Origin of the sequence: Streptomyces sp. MNU76 (genome assembly GCF_020982545.1) — a bacterium.
Lineage (GTDB): Bacteria > Actinomycetota > Actinomycetes > Streptomycetales > Streptomycetaceae > Streptomyces.
Genome location: NZ_JAJKLK010000003.1, coordinates 890,253 through 917,215, shown reverse-complemented (window position 1 = coordinate 917,215; position 26,963 = coordinate 890,253). Strand labels below are relative to the sequence as shown.

The window sequence follows — 26,963 nt, the reverse complement described above, 5'->3', positions numbered from 1 at the left end:
CGTCACTCCCGCGGTAGCAACGGTCCGAGCGGCCCGAGGTCCAGATTCAGGTCCTCGGGCCGCAGCCCGTAGCGCTCGCGCAGCTCGGTCATACGGTCGTCCAGCAGCATCAGCGTGAGCCCGATGCGCTCCTCCTGGTCCTCCGACAGCTCACCGGTGTCGAAGCGCCGCAGCGCCTGCCGCTCCATGAGCTGACGGAGCAGCTCGACGACGGTCAGGACCAGCTTGACCAGGTCCCTCTCGACCGTGTCGGGCTCCAGTTCGAGACGGTTGCGGCCGCTCACTCGATTCCTCCCCAAGGCGACGGGACCTGTGCGTTCACGGAGCTGATCAGCGCGTTCAGATCGATGCGGACGAGGTCGACGTCCGCGATGCGCAGGGTGAGGTCCCCGGTGATGACGACCCCGCCGGCCAGCAGCCGGTCGAGGAGGTCGACGAGGGCGACCTCACGACGTTCGATCACGGTCACGTGCTCTCCTCCCCCGTGCCGGTCTCCCCGCTGAAGGAATAGGCGGCCCACGGCCCGGTCAGTTCCACCCGCAGTCCCGGTTCCTCGCCCTTCGTGCGGTCCACCAGTTCCACGAACTCCTCGGAATGCGCGCGCGGCACCAGATAGGCCGCGTTCAGCACATTGCGTCCGGGAACTCCGGAGAGCGCGGAATTCTGCGGGGCGTGCAGCCGGGTGTCCTCGGCGAATTGCGCGAGAGTTTCGTGCAGCCGGCGGGCGAACCGGTCGGCGTTCTCCCACATCTCCTCGTGGGCCCGGTGGCTCCGCCGCCGCTGCCGCAGATAGTCACGCCCGCTGGAGACCTTCGCGGGCGCCTGGGCCTCCTCCCGCTCCTCGGACTCCGCGTAGACCTTGACGCCCCACTCCACCCGGCCCGAGAGCCGGTCCAGAGTGCGCCGGAAGCCCTCCTCGCGGGCCTCCAGCATGACCCGTACGCCGCTGTCGTCGCGGAAGACGGTGCCGAGCCGGAGCGGCAGGGGCGTGGTGACCACGGTGAGGGCGTCGATCACGCTCTGGTGGGCCCGGGCGGTCTCGGTCAGCCAGTCCAGGTCCTCCAGATGGGCGCGGAGCGGCTGCTCCGCGAAGTCGCGCTCCGGCACCTCGCTGACCACGGCGATCAGATCGTGGTGGCGCAGCTGCCGGGGCGGTGCGCCCGCGACCCCTTTGAGCTGGGACTGGAGCGCCGCGTCGAAGGGGCGGCAGACGGCGTACACATACCGCAGTCCGGTCATGAGGGCTCCTCTCTGGCGCGGCCGCGTTCGATGGCCGGCTCCGGCTCCCGCCGGTACCCGCCGTCGTCCAGCTCCGCGAGCCGGGCGCGCAACTCGGCGTTCTCACGGGAGAGTTCGTCGCGGCGGGCGTTGGACGACAGCGCCGGGTCGGTCTCCCACCAGTCGATCCCCATCTCCTTGGCCTTGTCGACGGAGGCGACGATCAGGCGCAGCTTGATGGTGAGCAGTTCGATGTCGAGCAGGTTGATGCGGATGTCACCCGCGATCACCAGGCCCTTGTCGAGGACACGCTCCAGGATGTCGGCCAGGTTGGCACTCCCGTTCTGCCCGTACGGCTCGGGGACTCGGCTCGGGAACGTCATCGTCGACTCCCGCCCACGGCGGCCCGCTCCTCGTCCTCATCCTCGTACGGTTCCTCCTCGATGTCCTCCTCGGCCTCGTCCTCGGCCTCGGGAACGTCCTCGTACGCCTCCTCCGGTACCTCGTCCGGGTCCTCCAGGTCGCCGTCCTCGTCCTCGTCGACGTACCCTTCGGCCTCGTCGTCGGCCTCGGTTTCGTCGTCGGCCGGCTCGTCGGAGTCGCGCGGCTCCTCGTCCGGCTCGGGCTCCTCCTCGTACTCGCCCTCGGCCTCGCCGTCCTCCTCGGCCTCGCCGTCGTACAGCTCGTCCCGGCTCTCGTCCTCCCGCCCTCCTCGTCCTCCCGCCCTCCTCGTCCTCCCGCTCCTCCTCGGCGAGGGGCGTCCTCGTGGCTGACGACGACCTCGCCGTCGCGGATCTCGCCGCGCCAGCCCTCCTCGGCCTCTCCCCTGAGGGTGATGAAGCGGGCGAAGTTCTTGAGGTCGAGCCGGGCCCGGCGTCCCTGGGCGCGCCAGATGTTGCCGGTCTTCTCGAAGAGGCCCTTCGGGTAGTACTCGATGACCAGCAGGACCCGGGTGAGACTGTCGGCGAGGGCGTGGAAGGTGACCGCGCCCTTCGTGGTGCCCTTGGCGCCCTCCGACGTCCAGGTGATCCGCTCGTCGGGCACCTGTTCGGTGGTGTGCGCCTTCCAGCTCCGGTTGGACCAGAACACCTTCATCTGCCAGTCGGAGTGGGTGTCGTCGGCCTGGTCGGCGTTCTTCACCCCCTTGGCGAAGGTGCTGAAGCTCTGGAACTGCGTCCACTGGTCGTACGCGGTCCGCACCGGCACCCCGACGTCGATGGACTCGATGATCACGGTCGGCTTGTTGCCCGAGCCGCCCTTGCGTTTGCCCTTGCCGCCGCCGAGGTTCTTGAGCGCGCCGAGCACGTTGTCCTTGGCCCGGCCGGCGCCCACCTCCAGGGCGGTGCGCAGCGGCCCCTTGCCCTCGGCGAGCTTGCGGCCGCCGTCGAGGGCGAGCTTGGCGAAGCCGGGGCTGTTGCCCTCGGCGATGTCGTTGAGCTTGCCGGTCGTCTCGCCGAGTTTGCGGCCGGCGCCGACGACCAGCCGCTGGGCCTGCGCGGCCAGGTACTCCTTGGCCTCGGCCTTGAGGTGGTCGACGGCCTCGCTGTGGGCGACGTCGGAGAGCGGGTTGCTCTTCGTCGCGTCCTTCGCCCGGCCCGCGGCCCCGCCGGTCGCGCGGCCGGTCGCCGATCCGAGGGTCTCAGTCATCGCCGCCGCCTCCCCTCGTCGTCCGTGACCGCGTGGCCTTGCGCGCGGTCTTCTTCGCCGGAGCGGTCTTCTTCGCGGGGGCGGTCTTCTTGGCCGCCGTCTTCTTTGCTGCAGGCTTCCGGTCCGGGGCCTTCTTGGCCGGGGCCTTCTTGGCCGGGGCCTTCTTCGCCGTCTGCCCGCGCGAGGGGCGCCGGGACCGCTCGTCCGACTCGCGGTCGGGTCCCGAGTCGTCGGGCTCGCGCTCCTCGGGCTCCCGCTCCTCGTCCTCGTCGCGCCCCGGCGCATCCGGCGTCACCCCGGCGAGCCGGTCGCGCACCTGCGAGGTACGCCCGTGCAGCCGGCCGGCGAGCCCCTCGATCTGCCGCTCCACGAGCGCGCCGGTGGCCGCCTTGCCCGCACCGCGCAGGTCCTCGCGGAGCTGGTCCCCGAGCTCCTTGAACTGCGGGTTGTTCTGCAGCTGCTGGGACACCAGCTCCGCGAGCGCCCGTGGGTTGAGGTGCATCCGCTTGCCGGCCACCATGGTGCCGACGGCGAACGCGAGTTTCATCTTCTTGGTACGCCCGAGGACGTATCCGGCCCCTACCGCGAGGCCCAGTCCGATTCGATTCATTGTGTCGTCCCGTTGCCGGCTCCTGTGCCCCTCTGCGCGCTGATCTCCAGCCGGTCGAGGAGCTCGTCCTCCAGGCGGTCGAACTCCTCCTCATCGATCTCGCCCGCTTCGAGCCGCTGCTCAAGGCGGGCGAGATCGGCGCGGACGGCCGCCGGGTCGTAGTACTGGCGCTCGGCCTCGGTGAGCACCTGTCTCACCGTCCAGAGGCTGCCGCGCACCGGTGCGAACGGCAGCAGCAGTACCTCGGTGATCAGTCCCATGCACTCGCCTCCTCGGCCGTCGCGCGCTGTCAGTGCGTCGTCTCCGCGGGTTCCGCGGGCTGCGCCGGCCCCGGCTCGACGAAGCTGTACGGCGGCAGCGGCCCGTTCACCCGTACCTCGATGTGCGGATGGCTCTTGCGGACCTCCTCCACGGCGTCGAGGAAGACCGCCGCCGAGTCCCGGCCCACGAGGAACGACAGATTGGCCAGCCAGCCGGTCGACTCGGGGCCCGCGCTGACGGCCTCGGCGGCCGGCTCCAGCGCCTGCCGCAACTCCGCCGCGTCGTCGGCCTCCCGGGCCTGCACGGCGGCGACGACCATCTCGCCGAGCCGCAGCCGGTCCTCGTGAGTACCGCCGCCCGCCTGCCGGTTGGCCTCGGTCATGGCGCGCAGCTCGGGGTTCTCCCCCATCACACGGTGCAGCACGGCCTCTTCGTCGTGGCTGGCCTTCACGTTGTACTCGACCTTGCCGTCGAGGGCGCCGAGCCGCTCCCGGTAGTGCTCCGCGCGTTCGGCGAGCACCCCGGTGACGGACGCGTCGTCCGGGGCGACACTGCCGAACCGCATGGGCAGCAGGGGGCCGCCCGCACCCGCCTCGCTCAGGACGTTCTGGTGGGCCAGCAGATCCTTGCGCTTGGGACGCAGCCCTTCGGGAGCCTCGCTGACGATCGCCGCCAGCTCGCCCTCCTTCAGGATGCGCACCGGCCGCGCGGGATCCCCCACTCCGCCCATGCCCTCGGGGAGGCCGGGGTGCGAGCTCGCGGTGATGCCGTAGACGTACGTGCTCACTCCTGTTCCTCCCTCTTGCGCGAGCTCGTGGTCTTGCGGGCCCGCGGCCGCGACTCGGACTCACCCTCCTCGCGGGCCTGCTTGAACGCGTCGGAGATGGTCTCGGCGGCGCCGGACAGCGCCCCCTTGGACTTGCCGCGCGCACCGGACTCGGTGATCTCACCGACGAGGTCCGGCAGGCCGGGGTTCTTGCGCGGCCCGGCCTCCAGGTCGAGCCGGTTGCACGCCTCGGCGAAGCGCAGGTAGGTGTCGACGCTGGCCACCACGACCCGGACGTCGATCTTCAGAATCTCGATGCCGACCAGGGAGACCCTCACGAAGGCGTCGATGACGAGCCCCCTGTCGAGAATGAGTTCCAGGACGTCGTACAGGCCGCTGCTGCCGCCTCCGCCGCCGGACTGCTGTGCCGGGACTACGGTCATGCCGGCCGATCCTCCTTGTCTGTTGGGTGCTTGAGCGGGACGGCGACCTACCGGCCGCCGGGGCGATGCGGGTCCGCCCGGCCGCGTTCGTAACGACGGACACGCCGATAGCCGGTGAGCTCGCCCTGCGGGTCGAGTTCCACCCGGTAGCTCGCGAGCAGGCTCATCGTGTCCGGGACCCTGGCGATCTCCAGGACCTCGACCTCCAGCGTCCAGCCGTCCTCGGACTGTTCGAACGACGACACGGACTCGGGCGCCATGCCGGTCAGCTCCGCGAGCTGGGTCCGCGCATGGCGCAGCACCTGCATGGGGCTGGGGCGCTCGTCCGCCGATTCCCGCACCTCTTCGGTTTCATCCGATTCACGCTTTGTGCGCGAATTCTGAGCTCTTGATGTGTTCGATGTGTTCGACATGGCCACCTCGAACACCGAGTGGCCACACGTCCGTTGGCCAAACCTCCTCGGGACGGCCGCGCAGCGCCGTCAACCGCGCAGCGCGGCCAGCCGACGCCGTGCCGGAGCGAGCGCGCGACCCCGCCTCATGGCTCCCGCCCAGGGGTCGGTACGGGCCTGGTCGACAGCGTCCGCCAGGGTCCAGCGGCGGGCGTCGACGGCCGGGTCGTCGAGCTGTTCCCAGGTCAGGGGGGTGGCCACGGGCGCGCCGGGGCGGGCGCGCACGGTGTAGGGGGCTACGGCGGTCTGGGCGTAGGCGTTGCGCTGGATGTCGAGGTAGAGCCGGTCGCCCCGGTCCTTCTTGCGGGGTTCGACGGTGAGCCGCTCGGGATGGGCGCGGACGAGTTCCCCGGCGAGTTCCCGGGCGAAGTCGCGCACCGCGTCGAAGTCGTCGTGCCCGTTCAGCGGTACGACGACGTGGACGCCCCGGGAGCCGGTGGTCATCGGTACGGACGGCAGGTTCAGCGCGTCGAGCAGGTCCCGTACGTCCCGGGCGGCCTCCCGGACCTGCGCGAAGTCGTCCACCGACGGGTCGAGGTCGATGACGAGCCGGTCGGGTCGGTCGACGTCCCCGGCCCGGGAGAGCCAGCGGTGCAGGGTGAGGCAGGCCTGGTCGGCCAGGTGGACGAGGGTGGCCGCGTCGTCGCAGACCGGGTGGACGACCGTGCCGCCCTCCTTGGGCACCTCGACGCGTTCGATCCAGTCCGGACAGTGCTCGGGGGTGTTCTTCTGCATGAACATGGGCCCGTCGAGCCCGTCGGGGTGCCGTTCCAGCATCAGCGGGCGCCCGCGCAGATGGGGCAGCATGAAGGGGGCGACGGCACGGTGGTAGGCGACGAGATCGCCCTTGGTGTACTCCTTGCCGCCGCCGTCGGCGGGGAACAGCACCTTGTCCGGCCGGTGGATCTCGACGGTACGGCGGCCGACCCGCATCGTGTGGCTGTCCCCCATCGCCTGCTCCTCTCGGATCGCGATCGTCAGACCTCTCGGGGCCTTCAGGGTCCGTCAGTGCCTTCTCGGTGCTCTCAGGGCGTGATCGCGTGCTCCACCAGCAGCCGTCCGGCCAACGCGATGGCTTCCGCGTCGATCCCCGCCTCGCGCAGCTGCTCCTCGGGCGAGGCCGAGCCCGGCATCGTACGGACGGCCAGGCGCACCAGGCGGGGCACCGGGCGGCCGTCGAGGAAGGCGTCGAGGACCGCGTCGCCGAGGCCGCCCTCCTCGTGGTGGTCCTCGACGGTGAGGATGCAGCCGGTGCGTTCGGCGGCCTCCCGCAGGGTGCGGCGGTCGACGGGCTTGACCGAGTAGAGGTCGATCACCCGGACCTGGATGCCCTCGCGGTCCAGCGCGTCGGCGGCCTTGAGGGCCTCGTGGACGGTGACCCCGGCCGCGACGACCGTCAGCCGGTCGGTGTCCGAGGCGCGCAGCACCTTGCTGCCGCCGACCGGGAACTCCTCGGTCGGGCTGTAGAGGACGGGCGAGGCGCCCCTGGAGGTGCGGAGGTAGCGGACGCCGTCGAGGCCGGCCATGGTGCCGACGAGTTTGGCGGTCTGGTTGGCGTCGCACGGGTACAGCACGGTGGAACCGTGCACCGAGCGCATCATCGCCAGGTCCTCCAGACCCATCTGCGAGGGCCCGTCCTGGCCGATGGCGACGCCCGCGTGGGAACCGACGAGATTGATGCCTGAGCCGCTGACCGACGCCATGCGGATGAAGTCGTGGGCACGGGTGAGGAACGCCGCGAACGTGGCGGCGTACGGCACCCAGCCGCGGGCCGCGAGGCCCACCGAGGCGGCCACGAGCTGCTGTTCGGCGATGTAGCACTCGAAGTAGCGGTCGGGGTGCTCCTTGGCGAAGTACTCGGAGCGGGTGGAGTCGCCGACCTCGCCGTCCAGGGCGACGACGTCCCCGCGGGCGGAGCCGAGCGCGGCGAGGGCCTGCCCGTAGGCGTCCCGGGTGGCGACCTCGTCACCGGTCTCGTAGCGCGGCAGTTCCAGGTGCCCGGTGCGTACGGCGTGCAGCATCCGGGCGGCGGGCGGCGGGGTGACCTCGACGCGGAGGTCGCGCACCCCGCCGAGTTCCGCGATCGCCTCGTCGGCGTCCTTGAGCGGCTTGCCGTGCAGGCCCTCCCGGTCCTGGACGGCCTCGACGCCCTTGCCCTTGAGGGTGCGGGCCAGGATCACGGTGGGCTGGCCCTTGGTGGAGGCGGCCTCGCCGTAGGCGCGGTCGACGGCGTCCACGTCGTGTCCGTCGATCTCGATGGTGTGCCAGCCGAAGGCCGCGAAGCGGCGGGCGTAGGCGTCCAGGTCGTGGCCGTGCCGGGTGGGTCCGCGCTGTCCGAGTCGGTTGACGTCGACGATCGCCGTCAGATTGTCGAGATGCTCGTACGCGGCGTGCTCGGCGGCCTCCCACACCGAGCCCTCGGCGAGCTCGCTGTCGCCGCACAGCACCCACACCCGGTAGCCGGTGCGGTCCAGCCGCTTCCCGGCCAGCGCGACGCCGACGCCGACGGGCAGTCCCTGGCCGAGCGACCCGGTGGCCGTCTCCACCCACGGCAGCCGCCGTGGCGTGGGGTGTCCCTCCAGCCGGCTGCCCAGCTTGCGGAAGGTCATCAGCTCGGTCTCGCTGATCGCGCCCGCCGCCTTGTACGCGGAGTACAGCAGGGGCGAGGCATGCCCCTTGGACAGCACGAACCGGTCGTTGGCGGGGTGCTGGGGGCGTTCGAAGTCGTACCGCAGATACTTCGCGAGCAGCACCGCCATCAGCTCGGCGGCCGACATGGACGACGTCGGGTGCCCGGAGCCCGCGGCATCCGAAGCGCGGACGCTGTCGACCCGCAACTGCTGGGCCAGCTCAGTGAGTTGACGGCTGTTCATGACTCTCCTTTCGAACCCTCGGCGGGCTTCGGCGGGTTATCGGACGCCGGGCCGCGCTCCTGACCCGGTGACGTGGCCGGGGACTCGTCGGCGCCCGTCTTCGCCTTCCGGGGGGCGCCGGGCACCTTGGCCAGCTCCGGTGACGCCGTGTCCAGGGGGACCGACCAGGACCGGACGAGGCCCAACTGGACGCCCTGGCGGGGCAGTACGGCGTCGAGGAGCCAGTCGGCGGCGACCCGGACTCGGTTGCCGGGCATGGCGGCGAGATGGTAGCCGCGCGCGACGGCCCCGGCGACCGGCCCGGACAGCGGGACGCCCAGCGGGTTGGCGGCGGCCTTGACCCCGCCGAGGTCCACGACGAAGCCGAGGTCGCTGTGGCGGTAGGGCTCGGGCTCGCCCCGGCCGAGCGAGGCGGCGACGTTGTACGCGGCCACCTTGCCCTGCCGCCAGGCGTGCTGGGCGGTCATCGGGGTGTACTGGCCGGGCTTGGTCAGGTCGGGTACGGCGGCCGCGTCGCCGCAGGCGAACACGTCCGGCCGGCCCGGCACCTGCAGCGTGGGCTCGACGAGCAGCCGGCCGCGTTCCATCGGCAGCCCCAGCGACTCGGCGAGCGGATCGGGCCGTACGCCCACGCACCACACGAGCGTGCGGGTGTCGACGAACTCCCCGTCGGTCAGCAGCACTCCGTTCGGTGTGGCCTCCTTCACGGAGGTCCCCATCCGCACGTCGACACCCCGCTGCCGCAGCACCTTGTCGGCGGTCCGCGACAGCTTCTCGTCCATCTCGGGCAGCACGCGGTCGGCGATGTCGAGCAGCATCCAGCGCGGTCGCATGCCCTCCCGCAGCGGTTGCTTGCGCACCAGCGCGTCGGTGAAGATCTGGCCATGGGCGGCGACCTCGGTCCCGGTGTAACCGGCGCCGACCACCACGAAGGTGCAGCGCGCGTCGCAGCTCTTGGGGTCCTCGCTCCCGGCGGCCAGCTCCACCTGCCGGGTCACGTGGTCCCTGAGGTACAGCGCCTCGGGCAGCCCCCGGAAGCCGTGGGCGTGCTCGGCGACGCCGGGGATGGGCAGCAGCTTGTTGACGCTGCCGGCCGCGAGCACCAGCCGGTCGTAGGTGAGGGTGCCGACGCCGCCCTCGGGATCCGAGTAGCGCACGGTGCGCGCGTCGAGGTCGATGTCGTCGGCCTCGCCCAGCACCAGCCGCACATGGGGCAGGGTGCCGGTGAGGGAGACGGTGACCCGGCGTGGTTCCAGGATGCCGGCGGCGACCTGGGGCAGCAGGGGCAGATACAGGAAGTAGTCGGTCGGGTTCAGCAGGGTGATGTCGGCCTTGTTCCGGGTCAGCCGCGCGAGGGTGCGGGCCGTCCGGTAGCCGGCGAAACCGGCACCGACGATCACGATGCGGGGTCGACTCACGGTTCGCCTCCGGCGGGTCGCGTGCGTACGAACCTTCCGCGTCCCCCTGGTCAGCGGGCCCAAACCGGTGGTCCGCCCGCTCGTGCGCGGGTTTCCGCCGTGATCCACGGGTACTCGGACCACGTCCCGGCCCGTCCCGAGCGCACCTGTCGCGGAGGTACCCCCCATGCCCGAGTACGGATACTTCCTGGCGACCGAGGAGTTCGGTCCAGCCGAGCTGATCGAGCAGGCACGGATGGCCGAGCAGGCCGGATTCGACTGCCTGTGGATCTCGGACCACTTCCACCCGTGGAACGACGCCCAGGGCCAGAGCCCGTTCGTCTGGTCGGTGATCGGCGCGCTCTCCGAGGCCGTGTCGCTGCCGATCGAGACGGCGGTGACCTGCCCGACCGTCCGGATCCACCCGGCGGTCGTCGCCCAGGCCGCGGCGACGAGCTCGGTGATGACGGGCGGCCGTTTCCGGCTCGGCATCGGCTCGGGCGAGGCGCTCAACGAGCATGTCCTCGGCACCCGTTGGCCCCCGGCGGACGTCCGTCTGGAGATGCTGGAGGAGTCGGTCCAGGTGATGCGTCGCCTGTTCACCGGCGAGGAGGTCACCCATCGCGGCACCCACTACACGGTGGAGAACGCCCGCCTCTACACGCTCCCCGAGGCGCCCGTCCCCATCGACATCTCCGGCTTCGGCCCCAAGGCCACCGCGCTCGCCGCCCGCGTCGCCGACGGCTTCATCACCATGAGCCCCGACGAGGAACTGGTGACCCAGTACCGCAAGGGCGGCGGGGGCGCGAACCCCGTCAGCGGCGGCACGAAGGTGTGCTGGGGCCCCGACCGGGACGCCGCGGTCCGGCTCGTCCGCCATCTGTGGTCGAGCCAGCTGCTGCCAGGCGAGATGGGGCAGATCCTGCCCACGCCCAGCCACTTCGAGCAGCTGGAGCCGCTGGTCACCGAGCAGATGGTCGGCGAGAACACGGTGTGCGGCGACGACGTCGACGAGCACGTCGCCGAGCTGACCGCCTTCGCCGACGCGGGCTTCGACCGTGTGTACGTCAGCCAGATCGGCCCCGACCAGCGTGGCTTCTTCGACTTCTACCGCACGAAGGTGCTGCCGCAGCTCCGGCGCTGATCCGCACCGCCCCCGAGTTCTCGGCCCAGATGGTGTTTCCCTCTCCCCATCGTCTGGGCCGAGTGCACGTGCGCAAGGAGCGGGGCCCGGAACGTCCTTGCCGTCCGGGCCCCGCTCCTTCGGCGGCTCTTTTCTACTCGGCTTTCCTCTCGGCTTTCCTGCTCTTTCCTCCGCTCACCGCTACCGGTGACGCGGGTCCTCGGGGTCGACGCCGGCCGGGGGCGGCGCACCGGTCGCGCCGCCGGGTGCGACGGGCGGCACCGGCGGATATCCGGCCGGCCCCGTACTGCCCGGGGGCATCCCCGGCGCCGTGCCGCCGACCACCCGGTCACGGCCCCCGGCGATCTCGCCCTCGTGCTCGGCCGTCGGCCGGGACGCCGAGGGACGCGCCGCGCTTCGCAGCACATACGCCGCCACACCGAGCACCACGGCCGTGATCAGCGCGGCGGCCCAGTCCGGCAGGCCCAGCGACAGGGCCAGCCCGAGGGCCAGCGCGAGGGCGGCACCCGCGTAGAGGGCGAGCGCCCCGGACGCGGCGTACAGCGCGGCCTTGCGGCGCTGCTTGCGGGTCTGCTGCCGCAGCTCGTCGCGGATGGTCTCGCGGGCCACCAGCGCCAGCTCGTCGACCAGGTGCTTGTCCAGATGTTCGAGATGATCCAAGCGGTCCATTGCGCCCGGGTACCCCCGCCCGTGTCCGCGTAACGCGGGCCGGTAACGCGGCATGCGCCGGGGGCGGATCCCCAACTAGGCTCTGTACCATGGAGATTCTCGGCACCACGCTCCGCATCTGCGTCGACGACCTGGAAGCAGCGGTCCCGTTCTACGAGAGACTCTCGGGCGGACCGGCGATGCGCTTCGAACGCGGTGGCGTCCAGGTCGCAGCCGTCGGCTGCTTCCTGCTGATGAGCGGCCCGGAGTCGGAGCTGGAGGTCCTGCGCAAGGTCGCCGCGACCATCGCGGTCGAGGACGTCGACGAGGCGAACCGCGTCCTCACCGCCTCCGGCGCCCGGGTGCTGGCCGGCCCCGTCCCGACCCCCGTCGGCCGCAATCTGATCGCGGTCCACCCCGACGGCTCGGTCTACGAGTACGCGGACCGCCGGACGGCCGGGTGAGCCTCAGGCGGCGAACGCGGCCACCACGAGGTCCGTGAGCAGCGCGCCCGCCGTGCCGTCGGGGTCCAGATCCGGGTCGTAGATGGTCACGTTGAGGCCCACGCAGTGCGGTGAGCGGACCAACGGGCGCAGCAGCGCGGTCAGTTCGTCGGGGAGGAGCCCGTCGGGGTCGGGGCTGTCGACGGCCGGCATGACGGACGGGTCGAGGACGTCGGCGTCCAGGTGGACCCAGAAGCCGTCCAGTTCGGGCGTCTCGAAGCTCAGCGCGGTGACCCGGGCGAGATCGTCCGCGCCCCAGGTGCGCAGCTCGCCGACGGTCACGACGGGGATCTTCAGGGCGGCCAGCTCGGTGCGGTCGTCCTCGAACGCGTCCCGGATGCCGAAGAGCCGTACGTCCTCGTCGCACAGATAGGGCCCGAGCCCTTCCAGATCGGTCAGGTCCGGCTGGCCGCGCCCCGTGGCGAGCGCCAGCTCCTCGCCGCCGGCCGCCCCGAGCCGGTCGGAGTTCCCCGGGTGCCGGAAGTCGGCGGAGGCGTCGACGGCGACCAGCCCGTACCGCCCGATCCGGCGCAGCGCGAGCGCGGCGCCGAGCTGGATCGAACAGTCCCCGCCGAGGACGACGGGCAGCTCACCGGCCCGGACGTGCCGCTCGATCCGGTCGGCCAGCCTGCGCGTGTACGAGGCGATCGCCCCGGCGTTGAAGACGCCGTCGCCCTCCTGCCAGTCGCCCCGGTCGTAGCGCGGCGGCACGACCACCCCGCCCTCCAGCGCGCCGAGCCGCCGCACGATGCCCTGTTCGCGCAGCGCGCCGGCGAGCTTGTGGCAGCCGGGCACGGTTCCCGGGGCGGGGGGCCGCAGGCCGAGGTTGGAGGGAGCGTCCACGACGACGATGTTCCGCATGGCTCCCATCCTGCGCGACGCGGTCGCCCACCGGGACGGGAACGGATCATTCCGGCAGGCGGTCCCCGCCCGGCGCCGGGCGCTCCATCTCCGTGGTGAGCGCCCACCTCTGGTGGTCCCGCCAAGCACCGTCGATGAACAGGAAGTCCGGCGAGAACCCCTCCAGCCGGAACCCGCACCGCCGGGCGAGGGCGATGGATGCGGCGTTCTGGGGCTGTACGTTGATCTCCAGCCGGTGCAGCCCCATGAAGGTGAACGCGTACTCCACGACCAGCGCGAGCCCCTCCCCATCAGGCCCCGCCCGGCGGCGTGGGCGAAGGCCCCGTAGCCGAGGGCGCCGCTCTGGAAGCCGCCCTCCACGATGTTGTTGATGTTGATGAAGCCGGCGATGCCCCCGCCGCCCCTCTCGCACACCAGGAACCCGGCCTTGGTCGGATCCTCGATCAGCCGTCCCGCGTAGGCGCGGTACGCGGCCTCGGTCGCCGGGGGGAACAGCCACGGCCGGTGCAGCTCCCCGCTCTCCCGCACCCGTCGGACGAACTCGGGACCGTCCTCGGGTGTGAAGCGCCGGATCACGACGCGGGGGCCTTCGATGAGATGACGAACGTTCTCGGACACCCCGCCACGGTACGTCGGGGCGGATGTCACCTGCGCCGTCTCATGAAGTACGCCCCGCACACCGCTCCGACCAGGCCCGTCCCGAGGAGCGCCAGCCACAGGGGCATGGTGACCTCGGAGACCAGCAGCTGGATGTCGGTGCTCTGCGTGTTCTGGAAGACGAAGACGAGCGCGAGGACGGCGAGCAAGCCCACGACGACCCGGCCGGGGGTCAGCGTCTCGCTCCATCGCTTCCGCCCGTGCGTCCCGACTCGTGGCGTCTTCTTCGCGCTCATACCTCCAGAATGACGCGGGCGCCCCCGACGCGCCTGGTGGGAGGGGTCTCGGGCAGTCGGCCGGGGGCGGCGCGGGTCGTCAGGTCAGCGCCGGCTCGTCCAGCGTCAGCGTCCCCGCCTCCGCGTCCAGCTCCGCCGTCACCCCGAAGGGGATCGTCAGCGCCCCTTCCCCATGTCCGAAACCGAACTCTTCCACCACCGGCACCCCGGCCCCGCCGATCCGGTCGACGAGCAGTGCCCGCACCTTCTCGTACGGTTCGCACTCCGCCCAGGAGCCGAGGACGATGCCGGCGACCCCGTCGAGCCAGCCCGCGCGCAGGAGCTGGGTGAGATAGCGGTCGAGGCGGTAGGTCTCCTCACCGACGTCCTCCAGGCAGAGCAGCGCGCCCCGGGCCGACGGCCGGGCGTGGGGACTGCCCAGCTCGGCCGCGAGCAGACAGAGGCAACCGCCGAGGAGCACGCCCCGCGCCCGGCCCGGTACGAGGGCGGTGCTGCCTTCGACGGCCCGGATCGTGCGGACCGACTCGGGGGAGAACAGGGTGGCGCGCAGATGTTCCTGGGCCCGGGTGTTCTTCAGGAAGTCGACCCCCGCGACCATGGGGCCGTGCAGGGTGACCAGTCCGGCGCGGGTGGCGAACGCCTCGTGCAGCGCCGTGATGTCGCTGAACCCGACGAGTGTCTTGGGGCCCGCGGCCCGGATCGCGTCCCAGTCGAGCAGGTCGACCATCCGCTGGACGCCGTAGCCGCCGCGGGCGCACAGCACGGCGGACACGGAGGGGTCGCACCAGGCGCTCTGGAGGTCGGCGGCCCGGTCGGCGTCCGTGCCGGCGAGGTAGGAGAACTCGGGGTGCCGGTCCAGTGCGTGGGGTGCGACGACGGGGTCGAGGTCCCAGCCGCGCAGCAGGTCCAGCCCGGCGCTGAGCCGTTCCTCGGCGACCGGTCCGCTGGGCGCGACGACGGCCACCCGGGCGCCGGGGACGAGGCGAGCCGGTCTGGTCAGCGGCGTCACTGATGTCACGGATGTCACTGGTATCACGGGTGTCACTTGGCGAGCTCCAGAGTTGGGATACCCGGAGGATTCAACCCGAAGACCCGTGCATACAGCGAAAGCTCCGCCTCCAGGGCCCGCACCATCGTCTCCGCCCGCCGGAAGCCGTGCCCCTCGCCCTCGAAGGCGAGGTAGGCGTGCGGCACCCGCCGCCCGTCCAGCCGGGCGAGGAACCGCTCGCACTGCGCGGGCGGGCAGATCACGTCGTCGAGGCCCTGGAGCAGCAGGAACGGCGCCTTGATCCGGTCGGCGTGCTCGGTGGGCGACCGCTCCGCGTACCGCATCGGCTCCTCGGCCAGGGGACCCACCAGAGTCTCCAGATACTGGGATTCGAAGTCGTGCGTCTCCCCCGATCCCCAGTTCGCGAGGTCGAGGATGGGGTACAGGATGGTTCCGCAGGCGTATACATCGGTCGCGGTGAGGGACACGGCAGCGGTCCAGCCGCCCGCGCTGCCGCCCCTGATGGCGAGCCTGGTCCGGTCGGCGGTGCCCTCGTCGGCGAGGGCGAGCGCGACGGCCGCGCAGTCCTCGACGTCGACGACGCCCCACTGCTCGCGCAGCCGGTTGCGGTACTCCCGTCCGTATCCGGTGGACCCGCCGTAGTTGACCTCGGCGACGCCGATGCCGCGTGAGGTGAAGTAGGCGATCGCGAGGTCCAGGACCAGCGGCGCACGGCTGGTGGGCCCACCGTGGGCCCAGACGACGTAGGGCGGCAGCTCGGTGCTGAAGGCGACGGCGCCGGGGTTGTGGGGCGGGTAGACGTGGGCGTGGATCTCGCGTCCGGCGGGGCCGAGGAAGCTGCGGATCTGGGGTTCGGGGTAGTAGGAGGGGTCCACCGGGTCGTCGTGCGCGGCTCCGACCACCCGGGCGTCGCCGGTGGCGGCGTCCAGTTCGACCACCTCGTAGGCGCTGCGGGGGCTGGCGCCGATGCCGAGGACCCGGCCGCCGCGCACGGCGAGCGAGGGCGCGAACTCCGTCCATGGTCCGGCCGCGTCCACGACCTGGCCGGTCTCCAGGTCGAGGACGCCGAGCGCGGTGGCGCCCCGCCCGTGGATCACGGCGACCAGCCCGCCCTCCAGCAGCGCGAACCAGCGCCAGCCGACCTTCCACAGCGGGCCGCCGAACTCCTCCTCCCGGGCACAGAGGGCCGTGCGGTCGCCGCCGTCGGGGTCGAGGCGGTAGAGGTTCCAGTAGCCGGTGGTGTCGCTGGAATACACGAGGGTGCCGTCGGCGGCCCAGTCGACCTGGGCGACGGACTCCTCCGGACCGCCCGCGACGGTCCGGGGCGTGCCGAGCACGCCGTCCTCGGTCACCTCGGCGACCAGCAGCGACGTGCCGTCCCAGGGCATCCTGGGGTGGTCCCAGGCGAGCCAGGCGGCACGGTGGCCGTCGGGCGAGAGCCGGGGGCAGGTGACGAACCGCCGGCTGTCGTCGGCGACTTCCCGTACTGCACCCCGGTCCTCGGCCGCCGAGCCGTCCAGCGGTACGGCGGCGACGACCCGGCGGACGTCGGTGGGCCCCTCGCCGGTGAACTCCTCCAGGACGCACCACACCTCGTCCCGCTCCGGGTGCGGTCTCGGGTCCACCCAGCGCAGGCCGCCGCCGACCGGCGACACCGGGGTGAGCGGGCGGGGCTCGCCGCCCGGCTCGAACCCGTAGAGGCGCTGGTCGGCGAAGTTCACGAACACCACGAGGTGGCCGGTGTCCCGCGGGACCGCGGTCCAGGCCTGCCCGCCGTACTCCATGACGCGGCTGCGCACGTTCCACGGGGCCGACAGGACCGACTCCTCCGTGCCGTCGGCCGTGCGCCGCACCAGGGTGCGCCGGCCGCCCTCGGCGGGCCGTGGCTCGGTCCACCAGGCCTCGTCGCCGACGAAGCCCACGAACTCGGGATGCCCGTCGTGCGCTGCGGCGAGCGCCGCGTCGATCGGCGAGGGCCACGAACCGTACGCCAGGGTCTGCACCTTGTCCCCCATGTCCCTTCGTCCCCCGAGTCTCATCGGTCAGGCCGTCCGCAGGAAGCGGTCGAGCACACGGACGCCGAAGTGGAGCGCCTCCACGGGGACGCGCTCGTCGACGCCGTGGAAGAGCGCCGCGTAGTCGAAGCCCTCGGGGAGCTTCAGCGGCGAGAAGCCGTAGCCGGTGATGCCGAGCCGCGAGAACTGCTTGGCGTCGGTGCCGCCCGGCATGCAGTACGGCACCACGTGCCCTTCGGGCGCGAACTCCTCGACGGCTGCCCGCATCCGCGCGTACGTCGTGGAGTCCACCGGCGCCTGGAGCGCCACCTCCCGGTGTTCGTACTCCCACTCCACGTCCGGTCCGGTGAGCAGGTCGAGGGTCTCCCGGAACTCGTCCTCGCCGCCGGGCAGATACCGTCCGTCCACACGTGCGGCGGCCTCCCCCGGGATCACGTTGATCTTGTAACCGGCGTCCAGCATGGTCGGGTTGGCGCTGTTGCGGACGGTCGCCTCGACCAGGGCGGCGGCCGGGCCGAGCTTGTCGAGCAGCCGGTCGACGCCGCCCGGGCCGTCGAGGTCGGCCTCGACGCCGTACAGCGCGGCGAGTTCGGTGAGGGCGGCGCGGACGGTCGGGGTGAGCCGCAGGGGCCACTCGTGCGCGCCGATCCGGGCGACGGCCGCCGCCAGCCGGGTCACGGCGTTGGCCCGGTTCACCTTGGAGCCGTGGCCGGCCCGGCCGCGCGCGGTGAGCTTCAGCCAGCCCGTGCCGCGCTCCCCCGCCGCGATCGGATAGATCTGCCGGCCGCCGCCGTCGTGGAAGGTGAAGGCCCCCGATTCGCTGATGCCCTCGGTGCAGCCCTCGAAGAGAGCGGCGTGCCGGTCGGCGAGGAACCCGGAGCCGTCCTCGGCGCTCGCCTCCTCGTCGGCGGTGAACGCGATCACGAGGTCCCGGCGGGGGCGCACGCCGGTGCGCCCCCACTGGCGTACGACAGCGAGGATCATCGCGTCCATGTTCTTCATGTCGACCGCGCCCCGCCCCCAGACCACACCGTCGCGGATCTCCCCGGAGAACGGGTGCACGGTCCAGTCGGCGGCCTGGGCGGGCACGACGTCCAGATGACCGTGGACCAGCAGGGCGTCCGCCGACGGGTCGGTGCCCTCGATCCGCGCCACCACGTTGGTCCGGCCCTCGGTGCGCTCCAGCAGTGTGGGCTCCAGGCCGGCCTCGGCCAGCAGGGCGGCGGCGTACTCGGCGGCCGGCCGCTCCCGGCAGTCCCCGCCGCCACGGTTGGTGGTGTCGATGCGGATGAGGTCGGAGGTGAAGCGGACCACCTCGTCCAGCGCCCGCTGGTCCGCGGGTGCCGTCTGCTCAGCCATATGTCTCCTCCACCGCGGCCGAGACGATCGTGGTGACCGCCTTGAAGGTGCGGATTCCCTCGTACATCGTCGGGCTGGTGTACGCGACCTTGCGTTCACCGGTACGGACCACCCCGGGCACCACGGTCGCGGCCATCGCCAGATGCTCGGCGTCGAACTCCAGCGCCACGGTGAACGGGCCGCCCCTGACCGGTGCGTGCCGTACGGCGAGCGCCGCGGCCTCCTTCGCCGCCGCGCGGATGTCGGCGGCCGTTCTCGCCGGGGTGCGGCACACCGCCGCGTACCGCGACACATGGTCCTTGACCGCCACTTTGAGCGCCTCGGGCGCATAGCCCAGGGCGTCCTCGCACGCCACGTCGTCGCCGGTCACCAGCACCACCGGTACCCCGTACTCGGCCACCACATGCGAGTTGAGCAGCCCTTCGCTGGCCCGCTCGTCGTTCACCCACACCCCGGTGATGGAGTTCGCCAGGTAGGTGTGGGCGAGGACTCCCTCCATCCCGGCGCCCGCGTGATAGCCCACGAACGCGATACCGTCCACGTCCCCGTGCTGGACGCCCTCCACCATGGACAGCGCCTTGTGGCGGCCGGTGAGCATCTGGGCGCGCTCGTCCAGCTCCTCCAGCAGCAGGTTGCGCATCGTCCAGTGCGCCTCGTTGATCAGCACCTCGTCGGCCCCGCCGTCGAGGAACCCGAGCACGGCCGCGTTCACGTCCGAGGTGAACAGCGAACGGCACCGCTCCCACTGCGGTGTCCCCGGCAGCACGTCGGCCGGCCAAGTGACACCGGTGGCGCCCTCCATGTCGGCGCTGATGAGGATCTTCATGGCTCGAACCGTACGCGCTCACGACGATCCGTGGCAGACCTGTGGATAACTCTCACCGGCCCGGCCCACCGAGGCGTGGACCGGGGCCTGTCGTCACCTCGCCGTCCGCCCGCGACGCACGGCCTCAGGCCGTGCGGCCCGCCACGTACCACCTCGACGGCAGTTCGATCCGGGTGCCGTCCGCGGTGTGTTCCGTGGTGACCAGCGGGAGTTCACCGCTGGTCACCACGGTGAGACCGGCGGCGCGCAGGTGCTCCGGGACCGCGGCGTCGGTGACCGCGCCGGGGGCGATGCCGTGCCGGAAGATCGGGGCGAGCTTGGCGGGAGGGCCGGCCGGGTCGGCCGCGAGGCCCATGAGAACGGGCTTCGCGGCCTCGGCCAGTTCGACGAGGCAGACCCGGCCACGTTCGCCCAGCAGCGTGGCGACGGTGTCGACGAGGCGTTGACGGTCGTCGGGCTCGCACTGGTGGAGGACCCCGCGCACATAGACGTTGGCGTCGCCGAGGTCGGCGTGGAGGGCTTCGGCGTCCGTCTTGTCGGCCGCGTCGAGCACACGGTAGGCGGCCCGGCCGTCCGGGTCGGCCGCGCGGGCCCGGTCGAGGGCGGCGCCGGAGAGGTCGACGCCTATGACGCGGGGGAAGCGGTCGGCCAGGAAGCGGGTCTGGGTGCCGTTGCCGCAGCCCAGGTCGACGAGAGGGAGGTCCGCCGCGGTCAGGTAGGGCTCGAAGAGCGCCAGATGGACGGCGGCGGTCCGTTCGGGTCCCGCGTCCCAGAAGACGGCGCCCGGTTCGTCGGGGGCCTCCCGCCAGAACCCCTCCCAGGCGTCCCGGTACCGACTCGTCACGCTCATGTCCTACCCCCGACCAGCGACACGGCCGCCGCTGTGACGGCCCAGTTCGGTCTACCCTGCCCGGCAGCCGGAGACAAGCATCGTGCGCGTACCTTCACCACGCGTTCGGATCACGCGCGCCGCCTCGGCAGGGTCAGTTCGAACCAGACGGTCTTGCCCGCGCCTGTCCGGCTGGTCCCCCACTCGCGGGCCAGGGCGGTCAGGACACGCAGTCCACGGCCGGACTCGTCCGTCGGTGCCGCGCTGAGCAGGCTCGGCAGGGTGGGGTCGTCGTCGTAGACCTCGCACAGCAGGGTGTCGCCGCGGACCAGACGCAGTTCGATCCGGCGCCCGCGCGCGTGCCGTACGGCGTTGGTGACGAGTTCGCCGGCCAGGAGCGCGGTGGTGTCCGTGAGGGCGTCGAGGCCCCAGACGGACAGCTGTTCGCGGACGGCGGCGCGAGCGCGGGCCGCCTCGACCGGGTCGGGGGCGAGACGCCACTCGGCGACGTCCTCGGGCTCGATGCCGCTCAGCCGCGCCATCAGCAGGGCGACGTCGTCCTTGCGGCCGCCGCGTGTGTTGAGGGCGCGGATGATCGTGTCGCAGGCGTCGTCCATGGAGGCGGCCGGGTGGGCGGCGGACTCGCAGAGCGTCGCGAGGCCCACGCCGATGTCCTCGCCGCGCATCTCGACCAGCCCGTCGGTGCACATCACGAGCCGGTCACCCGGCTCCACGCGCACGCGTACCGCCTCGAACGCCACCCCGCCGACGCCGATGGGCGCGCCCGTGGGCAGGTCGAGCAGTTCGCTGCGGCCGTCCGCCGCGCGGACCAGCACGGGTGGGATGTGGCCCGCGTTGGCGAGGTGCAGTTCGCTCGCGATGGGGTCGTAGACGGCGTAGAGGCAGGTCGCGAGATAGTGCTCGCCGAGGCGCTGGGCGAGGTCGTCGAGGTTGCGCAGGAGCTGCGCGGGCGGCAGGTCGAGGGCGGCCATGGTCTGCACGGCCGTGCGCAACTGGCCCATCATCGCGGCGGAGTTGAGGCCGTGGCCCATGACGTCGCCGACGACCAGGGCGGTGCGGGCGCCCGGCAGCTTCACCGAGTCGAACCAGTCGCCGCCGACCCGCCCGAGCAGGGTGCCCGGCAGATAGCGGGTGGCGATGTCGCAGCCCGCCATGTGGGCCTCGATCTGCGGGAGCATGCTGTCCTGGAGCGTCTCGGCGACGTTCTCCTGGTAGGTGTACATGCGGGCGTTGTCGAGGACGAGGCCCGCCCGGGCGGCGAGTTCGGCGCCGGTGACGCGGTCCATGTCGTCGAAGACCTCGCGCTCCGGGTGGCGCAGCAGGATCATGAAGCCGAGCACGACGTTGCGGGCCTTCAGGGGCACGACCAGCATGGAGCGGCCCGTGATCAGCGGCCGGATGTCGCGCTTCTCGAACTGCGCGGCGATCGCGTGTCCCATCTGCTCGCTGATGCGCGGCACGAGGACGGGCTCGCCGGTGGTCATGCACTGGAAGAACGGGGTGTGCGCCGGGAACGGCATGGCCTCGCCGACGGGTACGACGTCGTCCCAGCGGCCCGGCTCGTCCGTGTGCTCCACGGCCACCCGGTGCCATATGGTCGTCGTGTCGGGCACCCCGTCCGGGAACCCCTCACCGGCGACGACCTGTTCGCGCAGGTACGTGCCGGCGACGTCGGTGAAGCGGGGCACGACCGCCCTGCTGACCTCGACGATGGTCCGGGAGAGGTCGAGGGAGGTGCCGATGCGCCCGCTGACCTCGTTGAGGAACTCCAGGCGCTCGCGCACGGCCGCGTGTTCGAGGTCCTCGCCGTCGTCCGGCGTGTCCTGCGGTACCGGGAGCCCCTCCGCGACGGCGCGCGCGGCCCGTTCACGGCGGGCGTGTCGCTCCGCACGCCGGGGCACGCCCCAGTCGGGGGTCACGGGCACCCGGTCGTTCTGGCTGAACTCCAGGACCGGATAGCCCAGTTCGAGGACCTGGGCGACGATGCGGGCGCCCTCGCCGACGCTCATGCTGGGCAGGATCTCGGGGAGCCTGCGGGCGAGTTCCTCGGCGCCGGGGAAGTCGGTGTGCAGGGCGAAGCCAGGGGCGATGCGCTCGACGGCGACGTCCGCCCCGTCCTCGCGCCGCAGGGTCTCCGCGTCGGCGGCCAGCACCAGCAGCCGTTCCCGGCCGGGGCCGACCAGGGGGTACGCCCACCACAGGACGTCGATCCTGCCGCGGCCGGGCACGGTGAGCCGGGCGCGGCCGGCCGCCGGGTAGGAGAGCTGCCCGTCGAGCGAGGTCCCCAGGTCGTGGCCGAGGACGTCGTACGCGCCGTCGGCCGCGCGGAGCGGGATGTCGTCCTCGTCGGGGAGGGCGCCGGAGACGGGCAGCAGGTCGAGGGCGGGGTGGCCCACCGCTTCGTCCTTGGTCGTGCCGAAGAGCCGGCGTGCGCCGGAGCTCCAGTGCGACACGAGCCCGGCGCGGTCGACCACGACGACGGCCAGGGGAATCCGGCCGGCGGCGGCGTGTTCCGGCGTCTCGTCACCGGCTACGAGGCCGGTAGTCGCGCCCGTGTCGGTGCCACGGTCCATGGCCAAGGCCCTTTCTTCCCATGGCTCGCAAGATCTGCGCCGCCCTCACTACCGTACGGCTGCGTAGCGTTGCGATGTGTGGCAATACGCGAATTGCTCCCTGGGAGCCTCCGGCGCACGCGCAGGCCACACGGGCGACGCACGATGGTCCGCGCGCCCTCGAGTGCCCGGCGCCTCAGTCCGCGTGGCCTAGGTGGAGGTCCTGTTCCGTCCTGGAGCCGGAAGCGACCTGGAGCACGGTAGCGACGGGTGGATAGCCGGTGGCGACGACCGTGTACTCGCCGCAGGACAGGTCGACGAACCGGAAGGTCCCGTCGATGCCGGTGGTCGCCGTGTCGACGACGTTCCCGGCGGCGTCGAGGAGGGTCACGCGCGCGTCCTCCACCGGCCGACCGCCCCCGGCGCGGACCGTGCCCCGCAGGACGGCGCCCCCGGCGAGCTCGATGTCCTGGCGTGTCTCGCGGGCGGCCCGGACGGTGACGGGCAGCGCGGCCGGCCGGTAGGAGTGGGCGCCCGCCGCGAGGGTGTACTCGCCCGCGACCAGCTCCGTGACGAGGTACTCGCCCCGCTCCCCGCTGCGGGTCGTCACGACGACCTCGCCGTGGACGTCGGTGAGCGTGACGGTCGCGTCGCTCACCGTCCGGCCGTCCGCCGTGCGTACCGTCCCGGCCAGGCGGCCCGCGCCGCCGAGCACGATGTCGACCTCGACGGGGACCTCCCCGACGGTGACGCTCACGGCCTGCGGCTGGTGGCCCCCGGCGGCCGCGATCAGCACGTACGCGCCCGGCCCCGGGGTGGACAGCGCGTATCGCCCGTCGTCGCCGCTGCCGCCGCGCCCGGTCTGCCGGCCCCCGGCGTCGATGAGGGTGAGCGCGGCCCGGGTCACGACCCTGCCGTCGGAGTGTCGGACCGTGCCGCGGACGGGGACGGCGACGCCGGGGACGTACGGCGAACGGGCCTGCGGGATCTGGACGGGGGCGTGTCCGTCGGCTCGGGCTCGGGGCCGGGTCGGCGGGCACCTCGTCGACGGGCACCGGTGTCCTCTGCTTGAGGAAGCAGGCGACGAGGAGCCCGAGGACGAGCACCGGCGTGAGGTACTGGAAGATCCCCGGCATGGCGTCCGCGTACGCCTGGACGTAGGCCTCGCGCAGGGGGTTCGGCAGGGTGTGGACGAGGTCCGGGGTGAGCGAGCCGGGGTCGGGGAGCACGGCGCCCGGGCGCTGGGGGAGGCGGTCGGTCAGCCGGGCGGTGAGGAGCGCGCCGAAGGCGGCCACGCCCACGCCGCCGCCGACCTGCCGGAGGTAGTTGCCGGCCGCGGTGGCGGGCCCGATGTCGGCGGGGCGCACGGAGTTCTGCACGGCGAGGATCAGGACCGGCATCACCATGCCGATGCCCGCGCCGAGGACGGCGGTCCAGATGCCGAACTGGAGCCGGGGCGCGTCCGTCCCCGGACGGGACAGCAGCCACACGCCGAGCGCGGTCAGGGCGCAGCCGAGGACGGGGTAGGTCCGGTAATGGCCGGTGCGGTCGATGAGCCGGCCGGAGACCACGGACGCGCCGACGATGCCGGCGGTCATCGGCAGCATGAGCACCCCGGCCTCGGTGGCGGAGATCCCGCCCACCATCCGCAGCTGGGTCGGCAGGTAACCGGCGGCGCAGAAGAGGGCGGTGCCGATGGCGATCCCGACCAGGCCGGTGACGACGAAGACCGGGTCCCTGAACAGCCGCAGGGGGACGAGGGGTTGGGGCGCGAACCGCTCGGCGACCAGGAAGAGCACGGTCGCGGCGACCGCGCCGACGGCGAGGCCGAGGACGGGCCGTGAGGTCCAGGCGTAGGTGGTGCCGCCCCAACCGGCCAGCAGGACGGCGCAGGTCGAGGCGGTGGCCAGCAGCACCGCCCCCACGACGTCGAGGCGCCCCTTGGCCGTGGACGGCGGCAGTCTCAGCGCGAAGGTGACGACGGCCAGCGCGAGGAGCCCGACGGGCACGTTGAGGTGGAAGCACCACCGCCAGCCGACGTGATCCGTGAGCACGCCGCCCAGGAGCGGGCCCGCGACGGAGGCGAGGCCGAAGACGGCGCCCACCAGGCCCAGCCGGCGCCCCCGGTTCCGGGTCGGCAGGATGTCGGCCATGATCGCCTGCACGCCGATCATGAGGCCGCCCGCGCCGACGCCCTGGAGCGCGCGGAACGCGATGAGCTGGTCCATGCTCCGGGAGAACCCGGCGAGCGCGGAGCCGGCCACGAAGACCGTGAGCGCGCACTGCAGGACGCCCTTGCGGCCGTGGAGTTCACCGAGCCTGCCGTAGACGGGGAGGGTGACGGTGGCGGTGAGCAGATAGGCCGTGATCGGCCAGGCCAGTCGGTCCGCGCCGTGCAGCTCCCCGACGATCTCGGGGAGGGCGGTGGCGACGACCATCTGCTCCAGCGCGGCGAGGAGCAGGACGAGCAGCAGGGCGGAGAAGACCAGCCGGACGCGGTACGGGCCGAGCCGGGCAGGCCCGTCCGCCGGTGGCGGTGGAGCGGGTGTGGTGGTCGGCTCGTCCTTCACCAGTGTGGTCGCGCCCATGCGTACCGCTCCCCTCGTCGCACTTACCGCACAATTCCCGCGTCAAGCGGCAACTGTCGGCAAGTGCGGCGAGTTACGGCATTCCGGGGAGCGTCAAGGAGATCCACTCGAACCGGTGAGGACGGCAACGCGCCCCGGGCGGTCGCCCGTTGGGCCGGGCGTACCGCTCGCTCCGTGCTACTTCTCCACCTCGGCGGCGAGGTTGGCGAGCAGGGCGTCGTAGATCCGGGCGAGGCCCTTGGGGGCGAAGGTCTTCTCGAAGAAGCCGCCGATGCCGCCGGCGCCCTGCCAGGTGGTGGTGACGACGACGCGGGAGCTGCCCTCACCGGCCGGGGTGACCCGCCAGACGGTGACCATGGAGGAGTTGCGGTCCTTCTCGACGAGCTCGCCGTCGGAGGGCTCGGTGACCTCCAGGAGGCAGTCGCGGACGCGCTTGCTGGTGGCCTGGAGCTTCCAGTGGACGAGGGTGCCCTCGCCGTCGCCGCCCTCGCGCACCTCGTACTCGCTGAAGTGCTGCGGCATCAGCTTCTCGCGCGCGCCGTTGTACTCGGCCAGGGTGTCGAACACCGTTTCCGCGTCCGCCGCTACGACTCGTTCGGTCGTGGCCTCGACCTGCGCCATTGCACTTCCTCCAGCACTTGGTAACTCGGGGATGTGCGGAAAGCCAACCACCCCCCGGCCGGAGGGCCCAAATCGGGGTGCCCGATGGGCCCGGGGCGGACGGCCCCGGGGACCCGGAGCGGACGGCGTCAAGGGCCCGGAGCGGACGGCCCGAGGGCCCCCGACGAGACCTCCACACGATGTTCGAAAACCAGTTCGCACGATCAAGGGAACATGTGTTCTATTCTGAGGCGAGAGCAACCGAGGAGGCGTCCATGCGCTGGGACCATCTGGCCGAGAACCCCGCCCCGGCCCGGGACGCCGCGCTGTTCGGCGCGGACATGGTGACGAGCCGCACCTTCGACACTCCCGAGTTCCGCGGCATGACATTCCACGAGGTCCGGGCCAGGACGATCGTGAACCGGGTGCCGGGCGCCTCCCGGATGCCGTTCGAATGGACGGTGAACCCCTACCGGGGCTGCACGCACGCGTGCGTCTACTGCTTCGCCCGCAAGACCCACAGCTATCTGGACCTCGACACGGGCCTCGACTTCGACTCCCAGATCGTGGTGAAGATCAACGCCCCCGACCTGCTGCGCCGGCAGCTCGCCTCACCGCGCTGGCACGGCGAGCACATCGCCATGGGCACCAACGTGGACTGCTACCAGCGGGCCGAAGGCCGTTACCGTCTGATGCCGGGCATCATCGCCGCCCTGCGCGATCACGCGAACCCCTTCTCGATCCTGACGAAGGGCACGCTGATCCTGCGCGACCTGGATGTGATCCGACAGGCCGCGGAGGTCACCGAGGTCGGCATCTCGGTCTCCGTCGGCTTCACCGACCCCGAGCTGTGGCGCACGGTCGAGCCGGGCACCCCCGCCCCCGAGCGCCGGCTCGACGTGGTGCGGGCCTTCACCGACGTCGGCATCGGCTGCGGCGTGCTGATGGCCCCCGTGCTCCCCTTCCTCAGCGACCACCCCGACCGGCTGCGCGCCACCGTGCGGGCGATCGCCGCCTCCGGCGCCACCTCGGTGACCCCCCTGGTGCTGCATCTGCGGCCCGGCGCCCGCGAGTGGTACATGGCCTGGCTGGAACGCCACCACCCCCATCTCGTACGGCGGTACGAACTGCTGTACGCGGAGGGCGCCTACGCCCCCAAGTGGTACCAGCGGCAGATCACCCGTCAGGTCCACGAGCTGGCACAGGAGTACGGCATGGGACCCCGGCGCGCGGAGCTGCCGCGACGGGCACCCGCGCGCGAGCCGGTCGCGCCGGAGCCGGTCCGGGACCCGGAACCCACGCAGCTGACGCTGCTCTGACCCTCCCTCAGGGCATCCGGACGCTTCTCGCGCCCCCGATCGGGTCAACTCTCACCGGCACGAGTTCCTTCGGCGGCCCGCTCCGGGACGATGCGACGAAGGCCGTGGTCTGCACGGCCCGCGATCCTC

General features: G+C 72.4%; 25 protein-coding genes and 3 pseudogenes. 3 read left to right on the top strand and 25 right to left on the bottom strand.

Annotated features, from left to right (window positions below; all coding sequences use genetic code 11):
- Window positions 1-2: 2 nt before the first annotated feature.
- From E4N62_RS10430 to E4N62_RS10370, 13 genes and pseudogenes are all read right to left on the bottom strand, one after another.
- Complete coding sequence (locus E4N62_RS10430; RefSeq protein ID WP_045556598.1) at window positions 3-284, bottom strand: gas vesicle protein K; 282 nt, start codon at window positions 282-284, stop codon at window positions 3-5.
- The gene (locus E4N62_RS10425) at window positions 281-469 is read right to left on the bottom strand and encodes a gas vesicle protein (RefSeq protein WP_033529791.1); all 189 of its coding nucleotides are present in this window, start codon (window positions 467-469) and stop codon (window positions 281-283) included. Before E4N62_RS10425 ends, E4N62_RS10430 begins: the two co-directional genes overlap by 4 nt.
- Window positions 466-1,239 carry a GvpL/GvpF family gas vesicle protein gene (locus E4N62_RS10420; protein WP_230213634.1) on the bottom strand — a complete coding sequence of 258 codons (774 nt, stop codon included), beginning with the start codon at window positions 1,237-1,239 and terminating at the stop codon, window positions 466-468. The genes E4N62_RS10425 and E4N62_RS10420 overlap by 4 nt, the downstream gene beginning before the upstream one ends.
- Complete coding sequence (locus E4N62_RS10415; protein ID WP_045556595.1) at window positions 1,236-1,601, bottom strand: gas vesicle protein; 366 nt, start codon at window positions 1,599-1,601, stop codon at window positions 1,236-1,238. The genes E4N62_RS10420 and E4N62_RS10415 overlap by 4 nt, the downstream gene beginning before the upstream one ends.
- Window positions 1,598-2,865: pseudogene (locus E4N62_RS10410) on the bottom strand (SRPBCC family protein). Before E4N62_RS10410 ends, E4N62_RS10415 begins: the two are co-directional and overlap by 4 nt.
- Window positions 2,858-3,475, bottom strand: coding sequence for a DNA primase (locus E4N62_RS10405; RefSeq protein WP_230213633.1), 618 nt, complete (start codon window positions 3,473-3,475; stop codon window positions 2,858-2,860). Before E4N62_RS10405 ends, E4N62_RS10410 begins: the two are co-directional and overlap by 8 nt.
- Window positions 3,472-3,735: a gas vesicle protein GvpG gene (locus tag E4N62_RS10400; RefSeq protein ID WP_230213632.1), complete on the bottom strand. Its 264-nt coding sequence runs from the start codon at window positions 3,733-3,735 to the stop codon at window positions 3,472-3,474. The genes E4N62_RS10405 and E4N62_RS10400 overlap by 4 nt, the downstream gene beginning before the upstream one ends.
- Window positions 3,736-3,764: 29 nt before the next feature.
- Window positions 3,765-4,523 (bottom strand): GvpL/GvpF family gas vesicle protein, encoded by a 759-nt coding sequence (locus E4N62_RS10395; protein ID WP_230213631.1) that lies wholly within the window; start codon window positions 4,521-4,523, stop codon window positions 3,765-3,767.
- Entirely contained in the window at window positions 4,520-4,945 is a 426-nt protein-coding gene (locus E4N62_RS10390) for a gas vesicle structural protein GvpA (RefSeq protein ID WP_230213630.1), read from the bottom strand. The genes E4N62_RS10395 and E4N62_RS10390 overlap by 4 nt, the downstream gene beginning before the upstream one ends.
- A 47-nt stretch (window positions 4,946-4,992) precedes the next feature.
- Window positions 4,993-5,358: a gas vesicle protein gene (locus tag E4N62_RS10385; protein ID WP_230214081.1), complete on the bottom strand. Its 366-nt coding sequence runs from the start codon at window positions 5,356-5,358 to the stop codon at window positions 4,993-4,995.
- A 69-nt stretch (window positions 5,359-5,427) separates the two neighbouring features.
- Entirely contained in the window at window positions 5,428-6,348 is a 921-nt protein-coding gene (ligD, locus tag E4N62_RS10380; RefSeq protein ID WP_230213629.1) for a non-homologous end-joining DNA ligase, read from the bottom strand.
- Between the two features lie 74 nt (window positions 6,349-6,422).
- Window positions 6,423-8,270 (bottom strand): transketolase, encoded by a 1,848-nt coding sequence (locus E4N62_RS10375; RefSeq protein ID WP_230213628.1) that lies wholly within the window; start codon window positions 8,268-8,270, stop codon window positions 6,423-6,425.
- Window positions 8,267-9,688, bottom strand: a complete 1,422-nt coding sequence (locus E4N62_RS10370; protein ID WP_230213627.1) for an NAD(P)/FAD-dependent oxidoreductase — start codon at window positions 9,686-9,688, stop codon at window positions 8,267-8,269. Before E4N62_RS10370 ends, E4N62_RS10375 begins: the two co-directional genes overlap by 4 nt.
- Window positions 9,689-9,854: 166 nt before the next feature.
- Between E4N62_RS10370 and E4N62_RS10365 the strand changes: the two genes are divergently transcribed.
- On the top strand, window positions 9,855-10,811 hold the full coding sequence (locus tag E4N62_RS10365; protein ID WP_230213626.1) for an LLM class F420-dependent oxidoreductase: 957 nt from the start codon (window positions 9,855-9,857) through the stop codon (window positions 10,809-10,811).
- Window positions 10,812-10,991: 180 nt separating this feature from the next.
- Here E4N62_RS10365 and E4N62_RS10360 read toward each other — a convergent pair whose 3' ends face one another.
- The gene (locus E4N62_RS10360) at window positions 10,992-11,480 is read right to left on the bottom strand and encodes a phage holin family protein (RefSeq protein WP_230213625.1); all 489 of its coding nucleotides are present in this window, start codon (window positions 11,478-11,480) and stop codon (window positions 10,992-10,994) included.
- A gap of 89 nt (window positions 11,481-11,569) precedes the next feature.
- Here E4N62_RS10360 and E4N62_RS10355 point away from each other — a divergent pair, with 89 nt between their 5' ends.
- Window positions 11,570-11,923, top strand: a complete 354-nt coding sequence (locus E4N62_RS10355; RefSeq protein ID WP_230213624.1) for a VOC family protein — start codon at window positions 11,570-11,572, stop codon at window positions 11,921-11,923.
- Window positions 11,924-11,926: 3 nt separating this feature from the next.
- Here E4N62_RS10355 and E4N62_RS10350 read toward each other — a convergent pair whose 3' ends face one another.
- The 11 genes and pseudogenes from E4N62_RS10350 to E4N62_RS10300 all read right to left on the bottom strand — a co-directional run bounded on the left by E4N62_RS10350 (window position 11,927) and on the right by E4N62_RS10300 (window position 25,536).
- Window positions 11,927-12,823, bottom strand: coding sequence for an arginase family protein (locus tag E4N62_RS10350; RefSeq protein WP_230213623.1), 897 nt, complete (start codon window positions 12,821-12,823; stop codon window positions 11,927-11,929).
- 46 nt (window positions 12,824-12,869) lie between these two features.
- Window positions 12,870-13,441 (bottom strand): annotated as a pseudogene (locus E4N62_RS10345) (GNAT family N-acetyltransferase).
- A gap of 26 nt (window positions 13,442-13,467) precedes the next feature.
- A complete protein-coding gene (locus E4N62_RS10340) occupies window positions 13,468-13,716 on the bottom strand; it encodes a lipopolysaccharide assembly protein LapA domain-containing protein (protein WP_230213622.1) in 249 nt (82 codons plus the stop codon).
- Between the two features lie 79 nt (window positions 13,717-13,795).
- Complete coding sequence (locus E4N62_RS10335) at window positions 13,796-14,725, bottom strand: LD-carboxypeptidase (protein ID WP_230214080.1); 930 nt, start codon at window positions 14,723-14,725, stop codon at window positions 13,796-13,798.
- A 32-nt stretch (window positions 14,726-14,757) separates the two neighbouring features.
- Window positions 14,758-16,740, bottom strand: a complete 1,983-nt coding sequence (locus E4N62_RS10330) for an LpqB family beta-propeller domain-containing protein (RefSeq protein ID WP_230213621.1) — start codon at window positions 16,738-16,740, stop codon at window positions 14,758-14,760.
- A gap of 27 nt (window positions 16,741-16,767) precedes the next feature.
- A complete protein-coding gene (locus E4N62_RS10325) occupies window positions 16,768-18,099 on the bottom strand; it encodes a M20/M25/M40 family metallo-hydrolase (RefSeq protein WP_230213620.1) in 1,332 nt (443 codons plus the stop codon).
- Complete coding sequence (locus E4N62_RS10320; protein ID WP_230213619.1) at window positions 18,092-18,925, bottom strand: M55 family metallopeptidase; 834 nt, start codon at window positions 18,923-18,925, stop codon at window positions 18,092-18,094. The genes E4N62_RS10325 and E4N62_RS10320 overlap by 8 nt, the downstream gene beginning before the upstream one ends.
- Window positions 18,926-19,049: 124 nt before the next feature.
- The gene (locus E4N62_RS10315; protein WP_230213618.1) at window positions 19,050-19,775 is read right to left on the bottom strand and encodes a class I SAM-dependent methyltransferase; all 726 of its coding nucleotides are present in this window, start codon (window positions 19,773-19,775) and stop codon (window positions 19,050-19,052) included.
- 110 nt (window positions 19,776-19,885) lie between these two features.
- Window positions 19,886-22,348 (bottom strand): SpoIIE family protein phosphatase, encoded by a 2,463-nt coding sequence (locus tag E4N62_RS10310; RefSeq protein ID WP_230213617.1) that lies wholly within the window; start codon window positions 22,346-22,348, stop codon window positions 19,886-19,888.
- A gap of 175 nt (window positions 22,349-22,523) precedes the next feature.
- A pseudogene (locus tag E4N62_RS10305) lies at window positions 22,524-24,915 on the bottom strand (MFS transporter).
- A gap of 177 nt (window positions 24,916-25,092) precedes the next feature.
- The gene (locus E4N62_RS10300; protein ID WP_012999610.1) at window positions 25,093-25,536 is read right to left on the bottom strand and encodes an SRPBCC family protein; all 444 of its coding nucleotides are present in this window, start codon (window positions 25,534-25,536) and stop codon (window positions 25,093-25,095) included.
- Window positions 25,537-25,790: 254 nt separating this feature from the next.
- Between E4N62_RS10300 and E4N62_RS10295 the strand changes: the two genes are divergently transcribed.
- Complete coding sequence (locus E4N62_RS10295) at window positions 25,791-26,834, top strand: Rv2578c family radical SAM protein (protein WP_230213616.1); 1,044 nt, start codon at window positions 25,791-25,793, stop codon at window positions 26,832-26,834.
- The last annotated feature ends 129 nt before the right edge of the window (window positions 26,835-26,963 follow it).

Excerpts from the sequence above, each read along its gene's own strand:
- E4N62_RS10420 (WP_230213634.1), bottom strand. The coding sequence starts at position 1,239 with ATGACCGGACTGCGGTATGTGTACGCCGTCTGCCGCCCCTTCGACGCG.
- E4N62_RS10415 (WP_045556595.1), bottom strand. The coding sequence starts at position 1,601 with ATGACGTTCCCGAGCCGAGTCCCCGAGCCGTACGGGCAGAACGGGAGT.
- E4N62_RS10405 (WP_230213633.1), bottom strand. The coding sequence starts at position 3,475 with ATGAATCGAATCGGACTGGGCCTCGCGGTAGGGGCCGGATACGTCCTC.
- E4N62_RS10400 (WP_230213632.1), bottom strand. The coding sequence starts at position 3,735 with ATGGGACTGATCACCGAGGTACTGCTGCTGCCGTTCGCACCGGTGCGC.
- E4N62_RS10390 (WP_230213630.1), bottom strand. The coding sequence starts at position 4,945 with ATGACCGTAGTCCCGGCACAGCAGTCCGGCGGCGGAGGCGGCAGCAGC.
- E4N62_RS10385 (WP_230214081.1), bottom strand. The coding sequence starts at position 5,358 with ATGTCGAACACATCGAACACATCAAGAGCTCAGAATTCGCGCACAAAG.
- ligD (WP_230213629.1), bottom strand. The coding sequence starts at position 6,348 with ATGGGGGACAGCCACACGATGCGGGTCGGCCGCCGTACCGTCGAGATC.
- E4N62_RS10375 (WP_230213628.1), bottom strand. The coding sequence starts at position 8,270 with ATGAACAGCCGTCAACTCACTGAGCTGGCCCAGCAGTTGCGGGTCGAC.
- E4N62_RS10365 (WP_230213626.1), top strand. The coding sequence starts at position 9,855 with ATGCCCGAGTACGGATACTTCCTGGCGACCGAGGAGTTCGGTCCAGCC.
- E4N62_RS10360 (WP_230213625.1), bottom strand. The coding sequence starts at position 11,480 with ATGGACCGCTTGGATCATCTCGAACATCTGGACAAGCACCTGGTCGAC.
- E4N62_RS10355 (WP_230213624.1), top strand. The coding sequence starts at position 11,570 with ATGGAGATTCTCGGCACCACGCTCCGCATCTGCGTCGACGACCTGGAA.
- E4N62_RS10350 (WP_230213623.1), bottom strand. The coding sequence starts at position 12,823 with ATGCGGAACATCGTCGTCGTGGACGCTCCCTCCAACCTCGGCCTGCGG.
- E4N62_RS10340 (WP_230213622.1), bottom strand. The coding sequence starts at position 13,716 with ATGAGCGCGAAGAAGACGCCACGAGTCGGGACGCACGGGCGGAAGCGA.
- E4N62_RS10330 (WP_230213621.1), bottom strand. The coding sequence starts at position 16,740 with ATGGGGGACAAGGTGCAGACCCTGGCGTACGGTTCGTGGCCCTCGCCG.
- E4N62_RS10325 (WP_230213620.1), bottom strand. The coding sequence starts at position 18,099 with ATGGCTGAGCAGACGGCACCCGCGGACCAGCGGGCGCTGGACGAGGTG.
- E4N62_RS10320 (WP_230213619.1), bottom strand. The coding sequence starts at position 18,925 with ATGAAGATCCTCATCAGCGCCGACATGGAGGGCGCCACCGGTGTCACT.
- E4N62_RS10315 (WP_230213618.1), bottom strand. The coding sequence starts at position 19,775 with ATGAGCGTGACGAGTCGGTACCGGGACGCCTGGGAGGGGTTCTGGCGG.
- E4N62_RS10310 (WP_230213617.1), bottom strand. The coding sequence starts at position 22,348 with ATGGACCGTGGCACCGACACGGGCGCGACTACCGGCCTCGTAGCCGGT.
- E4N62_RS10300 (WP_012999610.1), bottom strand. The coding sequence starts at position 25,536 with ATGGCGCAGGTCGAGGCCACGACCGAACGAGTCGTAGCGGCGGACGCG.
- E4N62_RS10295 (WP_230213616.1), top strand. The coding sequence starts at position 25,791 with ATGCGCTGGGACCATCTGGCCGAGAACCCCGCCCCGGCCCGGGACGCC.